The organism is Arthrobacter sp. ZBG10, from assembly GCF_001238605.1.
GTDB lineage: Bacteria > Actinomycetota > Actinomycetes > Actinomycetales > Micrococcaceae > Arthrobacter.
Window position 1 is genome coordinate 26,466 of the sequence record NZ_LFQH01000018.1, and the last position, 16,584, is coordinate 43,049.

18 protein-coding genes are annotated in these 16,584 nt (G+C 63.9%); 1 reads left to right on the plus strand and 17 read right to left on the minus strand.

All coding sequences use genetic code 11. The annotated features are described in order from the left end of the window. Positions 1 to 209: 209 nt before the first annotated feature. Genes rpsQ through rpsJ form a run of 11 tightly spaced genes read right to left on the minus strand, consistent with a single transcriptional unit; the run spans position 210 to position 5,565 of the window. Positions 210 to 515 carry a 30S ribosomal protein S17 gene (rpsQ, locus tag ACU18_RS04745; protein ID WP_050684391.1) on the minus strand — a complete coding sequence of 102 codons (306 nt, stop codon included), beginning with the start codon at positions 513 to 515 and terminating at the stop codon, positions 210 to 212. After that, positions 512 to 841, minus strand: coding sequence for a 50S ribosomal protein L29 (gene rpmC / locus ACU18_RS20340; protein WP_050684392.1), 330 nt, complete (start codon positions 839 to 841; stop codon positions 512 to 514). The genes rpsQ and rpmC overlap by 4 nt, the downstream gene beginning before the upstream one ends. A gap of 2 nt (positions 842 to 843) precedes the next feature. Further along, positions 844 to 1,260, minus strand: a complete 417-nt coding sequence (gene rplP / locus ACU18_RS04755) for a 50S ribosomal protein L16 (protein WP_013601829.1) — start codon at positions 1,258 to 1,260, stop codon at positions 844 to 846. Further along, positions 1,261 to 2,091 (minus strand): 30S ribosomal protein S3, encoded by an 831-nt coding sequence (rpsC, locus tag ACU18_RS04760; RefSeq protein WP_050684393.1) that lies wholly within the window; start codon positions 2,089 to 2,091, stop codon positions 1,261 to 1,263. Then, a complete protein-coding gene (gene rplV, locus ACU18_RS04765) occupies positions 2,092 to 2,457 on the minus strand; it encodes a 50S ribosomal protein L22 (protein ID WP_009358304.1) in 366 nt (121 codons plus the stop codon). It lies immediately after the preceding gene. 38 nt (positions 2,458 to 2,495) lie between these two features. Further along, complete coding sequence (gene rpsS, locus ACU18_RS04770; RefSeq protein ID WP_003803803.1) at positions 2,496 to 2,777, minus strand: 30S ribosomal protein S19; 282 nt, start codon at positions 2,775 to 2,777, stop codon at positions 2,496 to 2,498. Between the two features lie 12 nt (positions 2,778 to 2,789). Next, a complete protein-coding gene (gene rplB, locus ACU18_RS04775) occupies positions 2,790 to 3,629 on the minus strand; it encodes a 50S ribosomal protein L2 (protein ID WP_050684394.1) in 840 nt (279 codons plus the stop codon). A 29-nt stretch (positions 3,630 to 3,658) separates the two neighbouring features. Beyond that, positions 3,659 to 3,964 carry a 50S ribosomal protein L23 gene (gene rplW, locus ACU18_RS04780; protein WP_018773664.1) on the minus strand — a complete coding sequence of 102 codons (306 nt, stop codon included), beginning with the start codon at positions 3,962 to 3,964 and terminating at the stop codon, positions 3,659 to 3,661. Beyond that, positions 3,961 to 4,584, minus strand: a complete 624-nt coding sequence (rplD, locus tag ACU18_RS04785; RefSeq protein WP_050684395.1) for a 50S ribosomal protein L4 — start codon at positions 4,582 to 4,584, stop codon at positions 3,961 to 3,963. The genes rplW and rplD overlap by 4 nt, the downstream gene beginning before the upstream one ends. 4 nt (positions 4,585 to 4,588) lie before the next feature. Then, positions 4,589 to 5,239: a 50S ribosomal protein L3 gene (rplC, locus tag ACU18_RS04790; protein WP_050684396.1), complete on the minus strand. Its 651-nt coding sequence runs from the start codon at positions 5,237 to 5,239 to the stop codon at positions 4,589 to 4,591. A 17-nt stretch (positions 5,240 to 5,256) separates the two neighbouring features. After that, the gene (gene rpsJ / locus ACU18_RS04795) at positions 5,257 to 5,565 is read right to left on the minus strand and encodes a 30S ribosomal protein S10 (protein WP_003803825.1); all 309 of its coding nucleotides are present in this window, start codon (positions 5,563 to 5,565) and stop codon (positions 5,257 to 5,259) included. Positions 5,566 to 5,962: 397 nt separating this feature from the next. On the opposite strand from rpsJ, the gene ACU18_RS04800 reads away from it, so the two are divergent. Continuing rightward, complete coding sequence (locus ACU18_RS04800) at positions 5,963 to 7,387, plus strand: GH1 family beta-glucosidase (protein WP_050684397.1); 1,425 nt, start codon at positions 5,963 to 5,965, stop codon at positions 7,385 to 7,387. Positions 7,388 to 7,408: 21 nt separating this feature from the next. Here ACU18_RS04800 and ACU18_RS20345 read toward each other — a convergent pair whose 3' ends face one another. The 6 genes from ACU18_RS20345 to rpsL form a co-directional block, all read right to left on the minus strand. Beyond that, positions 7,409 to 7,534 (minus strand): hypothetical protein, encoded by a 126-nt coding sequence (locus tag ACU18_RS20345; RefSeq protein ID WP_268760258.1) that lies wholly within the window; start codon positions 7,532 to 7,534, stop codon positions 7,409 to 7,411. A 29-nt stretch (positions 7,535 to 7,563) separates the two neighbouring features. Further along, a complete protein-coding gene (locus ACU18_RS04805; RefSeq protein WP_050684419.1) occupies positions 7,564 to 11,679 on the minus strand; it encodes a hypothetical protein in 4,116 nt (1,371 codons plus the stop codon). A 148-nt stretch (positions 11,680 to 11,827) separates the two neighbouring features. Next, positions 11,828 to 13,018, minus strand: a complete 1,191-nt coding sequence (gene tuf / locus ACU18_RS04810; RefSeq protein ID WP_050684398.1) for an elongation factor Tu — start codon at positions 13,016 to 13,018, stop codon at positions 11,828 to 11,830. 247 nt (positions 13,019 to 13,265) lie between these two features. Beyond that, the gene (gene fusA / locus ACU18_RS04815) at positions 13,266 to 15,380 is read right to left on the minus strand and encodes an elongation factor G (protein ID WP_050684399.1); all 2,115 of its coding nucleotides are present in this window, start codon (positions 15,378 to 15,380) and stop codon (positions 13,266 to 13,268) included. A 69-nt stretch (positions 15,381 to 15,449) separates the two neighbouring features. Continuing rightward, the gene (gene rpsG, locus ACU18_RS04820; RefSeq protein WP_026531948.1) at positions 15,450 to 15,920 is read right to left on the minus strand and encodes a 30S ribosomal protein S7; all 471 of its coding nucleotides are present in this window, start codon (positions 15,918 to 15,920) and stop codon (positions 15,450 to 15,452) included. A 1-nt stretch (position 15,921) separates the two neighbouring features. Further along, positions 15,922 to 16,296, minus strand: a complete 375-nt coding sequence (gene rpsL, locus ACU18_RS04825; RefSeq protein ID WP_011692814.1) for a 30S ribosomal protein S12 — start codon at positions 16,294 to 16,296, stop codon at positions 15,922 to 15,924. Positions 16,297 to 16,584: the final 288 nt, after the last annotated feature.

Consider the following 16,584-nt stretch of genomic DNA (forward strand, 5'->3'; position numbering starts at 1 on the left):
AAGCGCCATACAAACTCAAAATCTTAGCACGTTTCGTTCAGATCCCCATATCACCTGCCGCGCTGCCCCGGCAACACGGATGGACGACGGCGGCAGCCGGCCAGGCCGCCCCGTGCGGCCGGGTGCGTGGCCGCCAGGGCGTACGGCGGGTTAACGGGAAAGCCCCCGCACCCAGGAGGGTGCGGGGGCTTCCAGCGAAGCAGCAGAAGCTACTTGGCCTTCTCGAGGATCTCCACGAGCCGCCAGTTCTTCGTGGCGGACAGCGGGCGGGTCTCGGCGATGACTACGAGGTCGCCGATGCCGGCGGTGTTCTCTTCGTCGTGGGCCTTGACCTTCGAGGTACGGCGGATGACCTTGCCGTACAGAGCGTGCTTCACGCGGTCTTCAACCTGAACAACGATGGTCTTTTCCATCTTGTCAGAGACCACGTAGCCGCGACGCGTCTTGCGCTGACCGCGCTGCTCAGCCGTGGCTGCAGTAGCAGTTTCGGTCACGTTCTCGTCCTTTTCACTCACTTGGCATCCTCCTCGGTCTCAACCGTTTCAGCCGGCTCGGCCTTCTTGGTTGCAGCCTTCTTGGACTTCTTCTCTTCCTTGGCTTCCACAACCGGTGCGGCAACCTCGGCACGGATGCCCAGCTCGCGCTCACGGAGAACGGTGTAGATGCGGGCGATGTCCTTCTTTACCGCGCGCAGCCGGCCGTGGCTCTCGAGCTGTCCGGTGGCGGACTGGAAACGCAGGTTGAACAGCTCTTCCTTGGCCTTACGGAGTTCCTCGACGAGACGCTCGTTGTCGAAACCGTCCAGCTGTGCGGGAGCCAGTTCCTTGGATCCTACTGACATTTCTATTCACCACCTTCGCGACGCAGAATGCGTGCCTTCAACGGGAGCTTGTGGATTGCCAGGCGCAGGGCCTCGCGTGCTACCGATTCTTCGACGCCGGAGATCTCAAAGAGAACCCGGCCCGGCTTGACGTTTGCGACCCACCATTCCGGTGAACCCTTACCGGAACCCATACGGGTTTCGGCGGGCTTCTTGGTGAGGGGACGGTCCGGGTAGATGTTGATCCAGACCTTGCCGCCACGCTTGATGTGGCGGGTCATCGCGATACGTGCAGACTCGATCTGACGGTTGGTGACGTATGCCGGGCTCAGTGCCTGGATGCCGTACTCACCGAAGGAGACCTTGGTGCCGCCCGTAGCAGCGCCGGAACGACCCGGGTGGTGCTGCTTACGGTGCTTGACTCGACGTGGGATAAGCATTTAAGCCTGTCCTCCTTCTACTGCAGCGGGTGCAGCCTCAACTGCCGGTGCCTCTGCAGCAGGAGCTGCGTCGGCGGCCGGACGGTCGTTACGACGGCGGCGGTCACCACGGTCAGCGCCACCGGGACGGCCCGGACGGTCGCCGGAGCGGCCGCGGGACGGTGCGGAAGCGGCCTGCTGGGCCAGTTCCTTGGCAGTGACGTCGCCCTTGTAGATCCAGACCTTCACGCCAATGCGGCCGAAGGTGGTCTTGGCTTCGTAGAAGCCATAGTCGATGTTCGCGCGGAGGGTGTGCAGGGGCACACGGCCTTCGCGGTAGAACTCCGAGCGGGACATTTCAGCGCCACCCAGGCGGCCCGAGCAGGCGATCCGGATGCCCTTGGCACCGGCACGCTGTGCGGACTGCATGGCCTTCTTCATCGCGCGGCGGAAAGCCACACGTGAGGTCAGCTGCTCTGCAACACCCTGGGCAACAAGCTGGGCTTCCATCTCGGGGTTCTTGACCTCGAGGATGTTCAGCTGGACCTGCTTGCCGGTGAGCTTCTCGAGCTCGCCGCGGATGCGGTCTGCTTCTGCTCCACGGCGGCCGATGACGATGCCGGGACGTGCCGTGTGGATATCCACGCGGACACGGTCACGGGTGCGCTCGATCTCAACCTTGGCGATACCGGCGCGCTCCATGCCCGTGGACATCAGCTGGCGGATGCGGATGTCTTCGCGAACGAAGTCCTTGTACCGCTGGCCGGCCTTGGTGCTGTCAGCGAACCAGTGCGATACGTGATCGGTGGTGATGCCGAGTCGGAACCCATGCGGGTTTACTTTCTGTCCCACTTAGCGAGCCTCCTCTTTCTCAGGGGTAGCGACAACCACGGTGATGTGGCTGGTGCGCTTCTTGATCTGAAATGCACGACCCTGGGCACGCGGCTGGAACCGCTTCATGGTCGGGCCTTCATCAACAAACGCCTCGCTGATGATGAGGTCGCCTTCGTCAAACGCAACGCCGTCGCGGTCCGCGAGGACCCGGGCGTTGGAGATTGCCGACTGTACTACCTTGAATACCGGCTCCGAAGCTGCCTGGGGGGCAAACTTCAGAATTGCCAGAGCCTCATTCGCTTGCAAACCACGAACAAGGTTGACGACGCGCCGGGCCTTCATAGGCGTTACGCGGATGTGGCGCGCAATTGCCTTGGCTTCCATTGCTTTCCTTCTCTCGTCTTTGACGTAAGTGCAGGCGCCTAGCGGCGCTTGCCCTTACGGTCGTCCTTGACATGGCCGCGGAATGTCCGCGTGGGAGCGAATTCGCCGAGCTTGTGCCCGACCATCGACTCAGTGACAAACACGGGGATGTGCTTGCGTCCGTCGTGTACGGCGATCGTGTGCCCGAGCATGTCGGGGATGATCATCGAACGGCGGGACCAGGTCTTGATGACGTTCTTGGTGCCCTTTTCGTTTTCCCTGGCTACCTTCACAAAGAGGTGCTGGTCAACGAAAGGACCTTTTTTCAGGCTGCGTGGCATGTGTCCAGGCTCCTATCGCTTGTTCTTGCCAGTACGACGGCGACGAACAATAAGCTTGTCGCTCTCTTTGTTGGGGCGGCGGGTGCGGCCTTCACGCTTACCGTTCGGGTTGACGGGGTTACGTCCACCGGACGTCTTGCCCTCGCCACCACCGTGCGGGTGGTCAACCGGGTTCATGGCGACACCACGGACGGTCGGGCGGACGCCCTTCCAGCGCATGCGGCCGGCCTTGCCCCAGTTGATGTTCGACTGCTCAGCGTTGCCGACCTCGCCGACGGTTGCGCGGCAGCGCACGTCAACGTTGCGGATTTCGCCGGAAGGCAGACGCAGCTGGGCGAAACGGCCTTCCTTTGCAACAAGCTGGATCGATGCGCCAGCGGAGCGGCCCATCTTGGCGCCGCCACCCGGACGCAGTTCAACTGCGTGGATTACGGTACCCACCGGGATGTTGAGGAGGGGCAGGTTGTTACCGGGCTTGATGTCAGCACCGGCACCTGCCTCAACAACGTCACCCTGGGAGAGCTTGTTGGGGGCGATGATGTAACGCTTGGTGCCATCAACGTAGTGCAGGAGGGCGATGCGAGCCGTGCGGTTCGGATCGTACTCGATTTCGGCAACGCGGGCGTTGACGCCGTCCTTGTCGTGGCGACGGAAGTCGATCAGACGGTACTGGCGCTTGTGGCCACCACCCTTGTGACGGGTGGTGATCTTACCGGTGTTGTTACGGCCGCCCTTTTTCGGGAGGGGACGTACCAACGACTTTTCCGGCGTTGACCGCGTGATTTCGGTGAAGTCCGCTACGCTCGAGCCACGACGGCCCGGAGTAGTCGGCTTGTATTTACGGATTCCCATAATTTATTTCCTCGTTAAAGTGGTCTCCGCTACGAAAGCGGACCGCCGAAGATGTCGATAGTGCCTTCTTTGAGGCTCACAATTGCACGCTTGGTGTTCTTGCGGGTACCCCATCCGAATTTGGTGCGCTTGCGCTTACCGGCACGGTTGATGGTGTTGATCGATTCGACCTTGACGGAGAAGATTTTCTCCACGGCCAGCTTGATCTCGGTCTTGTTCGAGCGGGGGTCCACCAGGAAGGTGTACTTTCCCTCATCGATCAGGCCGTAGCTCTTTTCCGACACGACGGGTGCAAGCACTACGTCGCGGGGATCCTTGATGGTGGCTGCACTCACTTGGCATCCTCCTCGTTCTTTGCCACTGCCTTGTCGGCAACGAATGCGTCGTAAGCAGCCTTGGTGAAGACAACGTCATCGGAGACGAGAACGTCGTAGGTGTTCAGCTGGTCTGCGTACAGAACGTGAACACCTTCGAGGTTGCGCACGGAAAGTGCAGCAACGTCGTTGGCGCGCTCGATGACAACCAGCAGGTTTTTGCGCTCGGAAACGCCGCGCAGTGCTGCCAAAGCGGACTTGGCGGAAGGCTTGGTGCCTTCAACCAGTTCAGCGACAACGTGGATACGGCTGTTGCGTGCCCGGTCGGAGAGTGCGCCGCGCAGTGCAGCAGCAATCATCTTCTTGGGGGTGCGCTGGCTGTAGTCACGCGGTGTGGGACCGTGGACAACGCCACCGCCGGTCATGTGCGGAGCACGGATTGAACCCTGACGGGCGCGGCCGGTGCCCTTCTGCTTGAACGGCTTGCGTCCTGCACCGGAAACTTCAGCGCGGGTCTTGGTCTTGTGGGTACCCTGGCGAGCAGCAGCGAGCTGTGCGACGACGACCTGGTGCAGCAGCGGCACGTTGGTCTGTACGTCGAAGATCTCTGCAGGCAGGTCAACCTGGACAGTGTTAGCCATTGAACTAGGCTCCCTTCACGGCGGTGCGTACGAAGACGACCTGGCCGCGGGCGCCGGGAACGGCGCCCTTGATCAGGAGCAGCGACTTCTCGGCGTCAACACCGTGAACCGTGAGGTTCAGAGTGGTGTGACGCACGGCGCCCATGCGGCCGGCCATTTTCATGCCCTTGAAGACGCGGCTCGGGGTGGATGCGCCACCGATTGAACCGGGCTTACGGTGGTTCTTGTGGGCACCGTGGGAAGCTCCAACGCCGTGGAAGCCGTGACGCTTCATAACACCGGCGAAGCCCTTACCCTTGGTGGTGCCGATGACGTCGATCTTCTGTCCGGCTTCGAAGACCTCTACTGAGAGCTCCTGGCCAAGCGCGTACTCAGCAGCATCTGCGGTACGGAGTTCGACGACGTGGCGGCGAGGCGTGACGCCTGCCTTTTCAAAGTGACCAGCCAGCGGCTTGGTGACCTTGCGGGGATCGATCTGGCCGTAGCCGATCTGAACGGCGACGTAGCCATCAACTTCTGCGTTGCGCAGCTGGGTGATGACGTTTGAGTCTGCCTGGACCACAGTGACGGGGATGAGCTTGTTGTTCTCGTCCCAGACCTGGGTCATGCCGAGCTTCGTGCCCAGCAGGCCCTTTACGTTACGGGTTGCGGTCATAGTCTCTCAGCACCTCCCTACAGCTTGATTTCGATGTTCACGTCGGCCGGCAGGTCGAGGCGCATAAGCGAGTCGACAGCCTTGGGCGTGGGATCGATGATGTCGATAAGACGCTTGTGCGTGCGCATTTCAAAGTGCTCGCGGCTGTCTTTGTACTTGTGCGGAGAGCGGATAACGCAGTACACGTTCTTCTCCGTCGGAAGCGGCACGGGGCCAACAACCGTTGCGCCTGCGCGCGTGACCGTCTCAACGATCTTCCGTGCTGAAACGTCAATGACCTCGTGGTCGTATGACTTCAGCCGGATGCGGATTTTTTGTCCCGCCATGTCGCCTGACTCTCTTTCAGTCTGTGCTTCCCCTGATTGGGGCTGCTCTGTTCACTTACCCGTTGTGTGGCTGCCGAAGCATTCAAAGTCGTAACCACCACCCGCCGCACAAACTGAATCCGGACGAATCCGGGTTCCTCACCTTGCCGGCGTAACCGACCCCCGCGGTCGGGCGTGTCGCGCTTTGGACGCATACAAATCCGCAATTCCATGGGGGTGGGTTATGTTTGGGCTTCCACCTGGACCCTGGCACCCGGCATTATCCGGATCGGGACACGAAGAAGCGCTTGAACAACTCATCTAGTATGCCGGAAACGGGCGCCAGATGCGAATCGGGCCTTACCGGCCCCCTGCGCGGCCCATTGCCCTGCACTGGGTCCGTGTGGATGATTGGTCCATGACGCTCGAAAGCACGGAATCGGCGACGGAGCTCGCAGGCCGCATCCCGCCGTCGTTCACGTTGGGAGTGGCGGCGGCGGCGTTCCAGATCGAGGGCTCCCTGAGTGCTGACGGCCGTGGCCCGTCCGGCTGGGATGCGTTCGCGGAGAAGCCCGGCGCCATCGTTGCGGGCGATTCCCCGGCAGTGGCCTGCGACCACTACAACCGCCTCCCCCAGGACGTTGCCCTGCTCCAGGACCTCGGCGTGGACTCGTACCGGTTTTCGCTGTCCTGGCCCCGGATCCAGCCTGATGGCCGTGGCGGCTTCAACGCTGAAGGCCTGGATTTCTACGACCGCCTGATCGACAGCCTCCTCGCGGCAGGTATCTCGCCCATGGCCACCCTCTACCACTGGGACACTCCCCTGCCGCTTGAGCACAGCGGCGGCTGGCTCAACCGAGACACCGCCGGCCGTTTCGCCGATTATGCCGCGGCGGCCGCCGCCCGGTTCGGCGACCGCGTGGCGCAATGGGTCACCCTGAACGAACCGTTGTCAGTGACGCTTAACGGATACGCCCTGGGCGTCCATGCTCCGGGCCGCGCACTCCTCTTTGATGCGCTGCCCGCCATCCACCATCAACTCCTGGCCCACGGGCTGGGGGTGCAGGCCCTCCGCGCCGCCGGCGTCGCAGGCGGTGTGGGGATCACCAACCTCCACGCTCCCGTGCGGCCCGCCAGCGGCAAGCCCGGCGACCGGTTGGTGGCCCACATGTATGACCTGCTGATGAACAGGATGTACGCCGACCCGGTGCTGTTGGGCCGCTATCCCCGCCTGCCGTTCTACGCCAGGCCGTGGCTGCGGTCCCTCGGCAGGGTCTCCGACGCCGACCTGCGCACCATCCATCAGCCCTTGGACTTCTACGGCCTGAACTACTATTTCCCGGTCAGGGTGGCCCTGGGGCGGGGGCCCGCCGGGCCGCCGGACCTGCCGGAAGCGGTGGCCAGGATGCCCTTCCACGATGTGGGCTACCCCGAATACAAGAGCACCGGCTTTGGCTGGCCGGTGGCGCCGCAGCACCTGGGCATCCTGCTGCGGGACTTCCGTGACCGCTACGGCGCCTCGCTCCCCCCGGTGTTCATCACGGAGGGCGGTGCCAGCTTCCCGGAGCCCGCCAACGTGACCGGCACACTGCAGGATACCGAGCGGGTCCGCTATCTGGCCGATCACCTGGGCGCGGCGCTGGCGGCCGTGGCCCCGGGCGGATCCGCGGAGGGGGTGGACCTCCGCGGCTACTACGTCTGGACGCTGATGGACAACTTCGAATGGGCTGCCGGTTATTCGCAGCGTTTCGGCCTGGTCCACGTGGACTTCGACACCCAGGAACGGACGCCCAAACAGTCGTTCTACTGGTACCAGGCCCTGGCGCGGGCCCGGCAGGCCTGAATCGGCCTTCCAGCGGGGCAGTTACTGGTTTTTGTTGGCCCGGTTGATCCGCTTTGCCCGGTCGATTTCCTGGCGGAAATGCTTTTTGGCCCAAAACACGCCTGCCACTACGGCAACGGCGACAATGAGGAAAATAAGCCATCCCATGATGAACTCCCTTCGATGCTGCAACAGTATCAGGGGGCGGTGCCCGACGCTCCGTCCCCTTCTTCAGGCCCGGCGCCGGTGCTGCGGTTCAGGCGCCATACAGCGAAGGCAATGAGTCCGACGGCGATCAGCGCCAGCAGCGCGAACGTGTACTGGCGCATGGCCCACAGGACGCACGCGGCAACCCCGGCGGCACCCCACCACACGAACAGCCGTTCACCAAAAGCCAGCCCGGCCAGCAGCAGCCCCGCCAGGAGCACCAAAACCCAAAGCTGCTGGCCGCCGTTGCCGCCGAAGACTATGCCCAGCCCGCTCAATGTCAGCAGCCCGGCCGCCACTGACAAAACAGTCCGGCCCACGGCGGCCTGCCCCGCCAGGTACCGCAGCACCGCCACCGCGGCGCCCAACAGCACGTACCACTGCACCACCCAGAAAAGGTCGGGCAGCCCGGCGAAGCTGCGGGTGTCAAGGCTGAAGATCGAGGCCCGCTGGATGCCTGCCAGCACTGCCACCGCGCCCAGCTCCGCCGTGGCCCGCCGCCATCTGGCCGGCACCTCCACCACAGTGATGCCGACGCCTGCCGCCAGGACAGCTGCGCCGGTCCAGGATGTCGCGTCGGCACGCAGCCCCTGGGCCGCAGCGCCGGCGAGGCCCACCAGGGCGCCGCCCACGAGGGACCAACGGCGGACCGGGTCCAGCGCCGAAAGCACACCCGGGAGCCAGCGGGCCCCGTAAAGGCCCACAGCAGCCAGGCCCGTTCCGGCAAGCCACGGCCAGTAGCTTCCCCACACGCCAACCGGGGGCGGGAAAACGGCCAGCGACAGCAGGCCGGCTCCGGCCAGCACCGCTGCCGCAGCCACCGGATACAGGACTGGGATCCGCTCCACGTGGGAGACAGTGAAACAGGTTGCCGCGACCACCAGCACAGCGGCGCCGGGCGCCCAGTCCATGGCCAGGAGCGACAGGGACAGGGCCGTCACCGCGAAGGCGCCGGCAGCTGCAACCCAAAGCCAGCGATCGGCCGCGGACTCCTGCGGGCGCCCGCGCCGCCACACCCCTGCGGCGCACGCCGCAACCGCCAGGCCCATCAGGACCAGCAGCGTGCCCGTATACGTCAGGAACGGCGGCGGCGTCAGGCGGACAACCGGTCCCAGCGAAAGGGCCAGGGCCAGCAGCGCGAAGACCCCGAAGTAGAGTGCGCCGCGGGCCGCGAACAGCCGGCTGGCCACCACCGCGGAAACCAGCAGCAGTGCCAGTTCCAGGAGCACAACCCACCGTCCGGCGTCGGCCGCCCCGGGACCGGAAACGTTCCGCAGCGCGAAAACCACAGGCAGGATGGCCTGCCCGGCCAGGGTGATCCACACCGCGGCCTGCTGGAACGGAACGGCCGCCAGGCGGTGCCGCATCGCCCAGCGCACCCCGTGCTGGGCTGCCAGGACCCCCGCGAACGTGAGGGAGACTGCGGTGGGCGAGGCGCCGGCGTCGTAACTGAACACCACGGCCAGCGCCGCAGCAGACACCCTGGCGGCAACAAAGTACCAGCCCTTGCGGACAGGCTGGGGCGCTGCCACCACCATGGCCGCAGCGAACACGCCAAAGACGGCGAGGAGGATTTCCGCGTAGGCGGGATTCCCGGCGGAAAGCACGGCAAGGACCACAACCGCGGCAGGGGCAATAACGACGGCGGCCCGGCGCTCGCGGAGCACGTACCCGGCGGCGGCAGCAGACAGCGCAGCGGCGGCAAGGACCGCCGTGTTGTGCCAGGTTCCAGTGGACAGCGCCGGCGCCAGCATGGCACTGGCTGCCAACTGCAGGAACACCACCGCTCCAGTGTCTGCAAGGACGCCACGGGGCGCCCGGCCGAGGATGGCGGCACCCAGCGGGAACACCAGCTGCGCCGCCAGGACGAGGACCAGGACAACGGCCGGCTGGACCGCGCCGGGCGCATACTGGGCCAGGCCCGTCAGGACCAGGACGGTACCGGCGGCACGCGCCAGCCACCAATAGGTCCAGCGGTGCCCACGTCCCGGCAGCCGGCGTGCGGCGACCAGGAAGTAGGCGGTCAGCAGGAGCAACGCAGCGTTGGCCGCGGCGTCGGGGAGTTCACTGAAGGCGGTCAAAACCAGCACGGCGGCTGCCGCCGGGGGCAGCACCTCCCCCACGCTTGCGCTCCACCGGCCGGCCGATGGGTTCCGCGGCAGCAAGACCAGGCCCACGGCCAGCGCTGCCGCCAGCTGCAGGAACAGGCCCGCGGTGGCCAGCGGCGCCGGCTCCGTCCAGGCCAGCACAACACTGCAGGCAAGTCCGGCGAGTACAAAGCCCATCAACGTTGCCTCCGGGGCCAGCGCGGGCCGGCTCCGGACCATCACCCATATCGACAGCAGCTGCTGGAGGACCACGGCAACGAGGAGTGCCGCCAGGATGGCAGGCCGTTGCGCGCTGCCATCCGTGACGGCGGCTGCAACAGCGGGTGCGGCGGCGGTGAGTGCCAACCTGGCGTTGAACAGCAGCAACGGGACAGTTGCCGGCGTCGCAATTCCCGGGCGCATCCTGGCCAGCCAGCCGGCGCCGGCCAGGAGCAGCATCAAGGCCAGCGGCCACGCCCCCATAACGGGCGCGGCCAGTCCTGCCAGCAGCAGGGCGGCATAGGGGGCATATTCGGCCCTGCCGCCCAGCCTGGCGGCGATTACCATGCTGGTGGCGAGGAGGATAAGCACCGGGACCCAAAGCGGGACGCCGCCCTGGCCCTGCCGGGAAAACTCCACGGCCGCGGCAAAGGTGCCTGTGGCCAGTACCTGGACGGCAAATGTTCCCAGTGCATCAAAGCGCCACCTGCCCCGGACCCGGGGCGGAACCTGCGGTTGGGCCTGGATCTGTGGCTGGACCTGTCGTTCTTCGTCCGTCACAGGGGCGGAGGGGAACCACTTCGCGAGGACCGGCATGCCGTACGCCACCGCGATGGACTGGGCCGCCAGAAGGACAACCGCCGCCAGCAGACCGTCACGGCCGTGCCCGGTCAGCTCCGCGACGCCCACGGACAACCCCGCTGTCAGGGCTGCCCGAGCGGCGAAGTAGTGCAGGACCCGTTGCGTGCTGCTGCGGACGGCTGCAATGCCGGCGAAGTACACACCGCACAGTCCGATGACCCCCGCGTATTCGGACGCGGAGATCAGGCCCGGGAGGCAGGTGACAACCAGTGCCACGGCCGGAACCAGCACCGGATGCAGGACGGCCAGGGGCTGCACATACAGCGGCGGGAGCCAGCCGGGCCTGCCCAGGGAGAGCACGGTAAAGCCAATGGACACCGCGATGAGGACCACGAAGTACCAGACCAGGGCTGCGCCGAGCACAGCGGTGCCGGACCAGGCCGTCGAGATCAGGAACGTCAGCGAAAGGTAGGCCAGAACCCTGCTCTCCAGCCGCACCGACGCCGCAACGTAGGCGGCCGTTCCCACCAGGGAGGTGACGAGCCAGGCCGCCGGGCCGTCGCTCCAGACGAAGTTGTACATCGCCAGCCCGGTCACCGGCACCAGCGCCAGCCCCGTGCCGGTAAAGGCGACCGCCGCAGGTTTGAGCCGTGCCACTTTGGCATGCAGGACAAATCCCGCGACGTAGAAGGCTGCGGCCACGGCGCAGACTCCGGCGAACCGGAGCATGGGCGGCAGGCCGGTACCAATAAAGAGGGCAGCCGCAGCTACCAGGAGCAGGCTGGCCACGTAAAGCGTGATGTTGATGTTCTGCCGGTCGCGGCGGGCCCGCCGCGCCTGGCGCTCGGCTTCGGTTTCTACGGGCACGGCAGTTCCATGCATAGGGACCGACGGCGGAACGGCAAGCGGCTGCGCGGGTGTGGCGTGGGCGGGTTCGGCCAGCTGCTGCCGGGCCGGCTGAAACAGTGCCGGTTGCAGCAGGGGCTGCCGGGTGGGCGCCCACGGTTCCTGCGCCGCCCCAAACACTTCCTGCACAGGTGCCAGCGGCGGAGTAGGGACGGCGGGCGGTCCCAGTGGCTCAGCATGCGGGGCCACCGGCGTCGACCTGGCTGTTGACGATGCTGGCGCCGGTGGTTCCGCGGCCACCCTGGCCATGGCATCGAGCCAGCCCTGCAGGTGTCCGGCCCGGTATCCGGCCTCGTAGGATTCGTCCGTCATGTCCATGGCCTTTCCGGGCAGCGTTGTGGCGCCACTATTTATCCAATGACTGGATAAATAGTAGCAAAGGAAAACCCCGCTGCACAGCAGCGGGGTTTCCCAGCGGTCATCCGGGCCCTAAGCCCTTCCGGCCAGTAATCAGCAAAGACTACTTGTTGATCTTGGTAACGCGTCCTGAACCAACGGTGCGGCCGCCTTCGCGGATAGCGAAGCCGAGGCCCTCTTCCATGGCGATGGGCTGGATGAGCGCAACGGTCATCTCAGTGTTATCGCCGGGCATAACCATTTCCGTGCCCTCGGGCAGGGTGATAACGCCGGTTACGTCCGTGGTGCGGAAGTAGAACTGCGGGCGGTAGTTGGAGTAGAACGGGTTGTGACGCCCGCCTTCGTCCTTGGAGAGGATGTAGACGTTGGCTTCGAAGTCGGTGTGCGGGGTGATGGAACCCGGCTTGACGACAACCTGGCCACGCTCGACATCGTCGCGCTTCAGACCGCGGAGCAGGAGGCCACAGTTCTCGCCGGCCCATGCTTCGTCGAGCTGCTTGTGGAACATCTCGATACCGGTAACCGTGGTCTTCTGGACCGGACGGATGCCGACGATCTCGACCTCGGAGTTGATGGCGAGGGTGCCACGCTCGGCGCGGCCCGTAACAACGGTGCCACGGCCGGTGATGGTGAAGACGTCCTCGATAGGCATGAGGAACGGCTTGTCACGGTCACGTACGGGGTCCGGAACGGACTCGTCAACGGCTTCCATGAGGTCCTCGACGGACTTGACCCAAACGGGGTCGCCTTCGAGTGCCTTCAGGCCGGAAACGCGAACAACGGGAGCGTCGTCGCCATCGAAGCCCTGAGCGGAAAGCAGCTCACGAACTTCCATTTCAACGAGGTCCAGCAGTTCTTCGTCGTCAACCATGTCCGACTTGTTCAGAGCAACCAGCAGGTAGGGAACGCCAACCTGGCGGGCGAGCAGGACGTGCTCGCGGGTCTGAGCCATCGGGCCGTCAGTGGCGGCAACCACGAGGATTGCACCGTCCATCTGTGCAGCACCGGTGATCATGTTCTTGATGTAGTCAGCGTGACCCGGAGCGTCTACGTGTGCGTAGTGGCGCTTTTCGGTCTGGTATTCAACGTGGGAGATGTTGATGGTAATGCCGCGCTGACGCTCTTCGGGAGCAGAGTCAATCGACGCGAAGTCGCGCTGCTCGTTGAGAGTCGGGTACTTGTCGTACAGCACCTTGGAAATGGCGGCCGTCAACGTCGTCTTACCGTGGTCAACGTGACCAATGGTGCCGATGTTAACGTGCGGCTTAGTCCGCTCGAACTTTGCCTTTGCCACAGGTTCCTCCTAGAACGTTTTCAAATGACTTACCCTTCAACCGCGCTGATCGCGGCAGAAACTCAGGTAAGTCTACTTGGGGGGCTTTGGATTGGTGAAATTGCAGATTCAGGAACTAATACTAGTCCCTAGAGCCTGTTCGTGCAGATGGCCGGAGCGGCCGGGACCTTCCGGCCACCTGCACCGGCTGTACTTTCCGCTGGCGGAAGCACATCCGAGTTTGTTTGCTGCGTCTTGTCCCGGAGGACTATTCGCCGCGGTTCTTCTGGATGATCTCGTCGGCGAATGCCTTCGGGACCTCGGCGTAGCTGTGGAACGTCATGGAGTACACAGCGCGGCCCTGGGTCTTTGAACGCAGGTCACCGATGTAGCCGAACATGCCGGACAGCGGGACGTGCGCACGGATGACCTTGACACCCTGTGCATCTTCCATGGACTGCATCTGGCCACGGCGGGAGTTGAGGTCACCGATAACTTCACCCATGTATTCCTCAGGGGTGCGGACCTCGACATCCATCAGCGGTTCGAGCAGGACAGGGTTCGCCTTGCGGGCGGCTTCCTTGAAAGCCATCCGGCCGGCGATCTTGAACGCCATTTCCGAGGAGTCAACATCGTGGTAAGCGCCGTCAATCAGCGTTGCCTTGATGCCAACAACCGGGTAACCGGCCAGGACGCCGTCGTTCAGCGCATCCTGGATGCCGGCGTCGACGGACGGAATGTATTCGCGAGGAATACGTCCACCGGTCACCTTGTTCTCGAACTCGTACAGCTCGCCTTCGGAAGTATCCAGGGGCCCGATGGCGATCTGGATCTTTGCGAACTGGCCCGAACCACCGGTCTGCTTCTTGTGCGTGTAGTCGTGACGCGCAACAACATTCTTGATGGTTTCGCGGTAGGCAACCTGCGGCTTGCCAACGTTTGCCTCGACCTTGAATTCGCGGCGCATGCGGTCCACCAGGATGTCCAGGTGGAGCTCGCCCATGCCGGCGATGATGGTCTGGCCCGTGTCTTCGTTGAGGGACACCTGGAAGGTGGGGTCCTCAGCGGAGAGCTTCTGGATGGCCGTGGAGAGCTTCTCCTGGTCACCCTTGGTGTTGGGCTCGATGGCAACCGAGATCACGGGCTCCGGGAAGCTCATGGACTCGAGGACGATCTGGTTGGCGGAATCACACAGGGTGTCACCCGTGGTGGTGTCCTTCAAGCCGATCGCTGCGTAGATGTGGCCGGCGGTAGCGCCATCAACGGGCATTTCCTTGTTGGCGTGCATCTGGAACAGCTTGCCGATGCGCTCCTTCTTGCCCTTGGTGGAGTTGACCACCTGGGCGCCTGCTTCCACGTGACCGGAGTACACGCGGACGAAGGTGAGCTGGCCGAAGAACGGGTGCGCGGCAATCTTGAACGCCAGGGCCGAGAACGGCTCTTCGGAAGACGGCTTGCGGGTCAGTTCCTTCTCTTCGTCGCGGGGATCGTGACCGATCATCGGCGGGACGTCGAGCGGGTTCGGCAGGTAGTCGATGACAGCATCGAGCATCGGCTGGACGCCACGGTTCTTGAAGGCGGAGCCACAGAACACGGGGTACAGCTCGGAGTTGATGGTCATCTTGCGGATGCCGGCCTTGAGCTCGTCAATCGAGATCTCTTCGCCTTCGAGGTACTTCTCCATGAGTTCTTCGGAGGACTCGGCAACAGCTTCAACGAGTGCTGCGCGGTACTCTTCAGCCTTCGCCTGGAGGTCAGCCGGGATCTCCTGGATCTCGTACTTGGCACCCATGGTGACGTCACCCTTGGAGTCGCCGGGCCATACGAGGGCACGCATGTAGAGCAGGTCAACAACGCCGATGAAGTCGTTCTCCGCACCGATGGGCAGCTGCATAACCAGCGGCTTGGCGCCGAGGCGGTTAACAATCGTGTCCACGGTGAAGTAGAAGTCAGCGCCCAGCTTGTCCATCTTGTTGACGAAGCAGATACGCGGGACGTTGTACTTGTCGGCCTGGCGCCAAACAGTCTCGGACTGCGGCTCCACGCCTTCCTTGCCATCGAAGACGGCAACGGCGCCGTCGAGGACGCGCAAGGAGCGCTCAACCTCAACGGTGAAGTCAACGTGGCCGGGGGTGTCGATGATGTTGATCTGGTTGTTTTCCCAGAAGCAGGTCACGGCGGCAGACGTGATGGTGATGCCGCGTTCCTTTTCCTGTTCCATCCAGTCAGTCGTCGAAGCGCCGTCGTGCGTTTCGCCGATCTTGTGGTTCACACCCGTGTAAAACAGGATGCGCTCGGTGGTGGTGGTCTTGCCGGCATCAATGTGGGCCATGATGCCGATGTTGCGGACCTTACTAAGGTCGGTAAGCACGTCCTGTGCCACGGTGTCTCCCTTTCGGATGGACTGCACGTTCGCCGCCGGCTCGGTTGAGCCGGCGGCGATCGGGAAGTATTACCAGCGGTAGTGGGCGAAGGCCTTGTTGGACTCGGCCATCTTGTGGGTATCTTCGCGGCGCTTCACAGCGGCACCGAGACCGTTCGAGGCATCCAGGATTTCGTTCTGGAGGCGCTCGGTCATCGTCTTTTCGCGGCGGGCCTTGGAGTAGCCAACCAGCCAACGCAGGGCGAGTGCGGTGGAGCGGCCCGGCTTGACCTCAACCGGAACCTGGTACGTTGCGCCACCGACGCGGCGTGAGCGGACCTCGAGTGAAGGCTTGACGTTGTCCATGGCCTTCTTGAGGGCTGCTACGGGGTCGCCACCGGACTTGGCGCGTGCGCCTTCGAGTGCACCGTAGACGATGCGCTCTGCCGTGGACTTCTTGCCGTCAACGAGCACCTTGTTGATGAGCTGGGTAACCAGCGGGGAGCCGTAAACGGGATCTAGTACGAGCGGCCGCTTGGGGGCCGGACCCTTGCGAGGCATATTACTTCTTCTCCATCTTTGCGCCGTAACGGCTGCGTGCCTGCTTACGGTTCTTCACACCCTGGGTATCGAGGGCGCCACGGACGATCTTGTAGCGGACACCGGGGAGGTCCTTAACGCGACCACCGCGAACGAGCACAATGGAGTGCTCCTGCAGGTTGTGGCCAACACCGGGGATGTAGGCGGTTACTTCCACGCCACCGTTGAGGCGCACACGTGCAACCTTACGGAGAGCCGAGTTCGGCTTCTTCGGGGTGGTGGTGTAAACGCGGGTGCAGACACCGCGGCGCATCGGGCTGCCGTTCAGCGCGGGGGCCTTGGTCTTTTTGACCTTCGGCGTGCGGCCCTTGCGGACCAGCTGGTTAATCGTAGGCACTCTCGTGTTCTCCGTTGGTTTGATCTCTACCCCGGGACCAGGCGCCAGCCTGGAAGTCGGGGTTTTGGCGTTGTTCCTGCAGCTGCGCCCATGAAAACTTGCGTAGGCGTGCAAAAGCGTGGCATTCGTTGCGCACTTAGCCCGCAACCCGGAAACAAGCTCCACCCAGCATCATGAGAACAAAACCAAAATGATGCTGCGGCGGCCTTCATCCACTGCCACACAGAACAATTACGAAAAGTCTAACACGTATGGACCTGGGGCCTTAATCCGGTGTATACGGGGAAG

Excerpts from the sequence above, each read along its gene's own strand:
- rplC (WP_050684396.1), bottom strand. The coding sequence starts at position 5,239 with ATGACCGCAACCCGTAACGTAAAGGGCCTGCTGGGCACGAAGCTCGGC.
- ACU18_RS04800 (WP_050684397.1), top strand. The coding sequence starts at position 5,963 with ATGACGCTCGAAAGCACGGAATCGGCGACGGAGCTCGCAGGCCGCATC.
- rpsG (WP_026531948.1), bottom strand. The coding sequence starts at position 15,920 with ATGCCTCGCAAGGGTCCGGCCCCCAAGCGGCCGCTCGTACTAGATCCC.
- ACU18_RS04805 (WP_050684419.1), bottom strand. The coding sequence starts at position 11,679 with ATGACGGACGAATCCTACGAGGCCGGATACCGGGCCGGACACCTGCAG.
- rplD (WP_050684395.1), bottom strand. The coding sequence starts at position 4,584 with ATGGCTAACACTGTCCAGGTTGACCTGCCTGCAGAGATCTTCGACGTA.
- rpsS (WP_003803803.1), bottom strand. The coding sequence starts at position 2,777 with ATGCCACGCAGCCTGAAAAAAGGTCCTTTCGTTGACCAGCACCTCTTT.
- rpmC (WP_050684392.1), bottom strand. The coding sequence starts at position 841 with ATGTCAGTAGGATCCAAGGAACTGGCTCCCGCACAGCTGGACGGTTTC.
- rplP (WP_013601829.1), bottom strand. The coding sequence starts at position 1,260 with ATGCTTATCCCACGTCGAGTCAAGCACCGTAAGCAGCACCACCCGGGT.
- rplV (WP_009358304.1), bottom strand. The coding sequence starts at position 2,457 with ATGGAAGCCAAGGCAATTGCGCGCCACATCCGCGTAACGCCTATGAAG.
- rpsJ (WP_003803825.1), bottom strand. The coding sequence starts at position 5,565 with ATGGCGGGACAAAAAATCCGCATCCGGCTGAAGTCATACGACCACGAG.
- ACU18_RS20345 (WP_268760258.1), bottom strand. The coding sequence starts at position 7,534 with ATGGGATGGCTTATTTTCCTCATTGTCGCCGTTGCCGTAGTGGCAGGC.
- rplB (WP_050684394.1), bottom strand. The coding sequence starts at position 3,629 with ATGGGAATCCGTAAATACAAGCCGACTACTCCGGGCCGTCGTGGCTCG.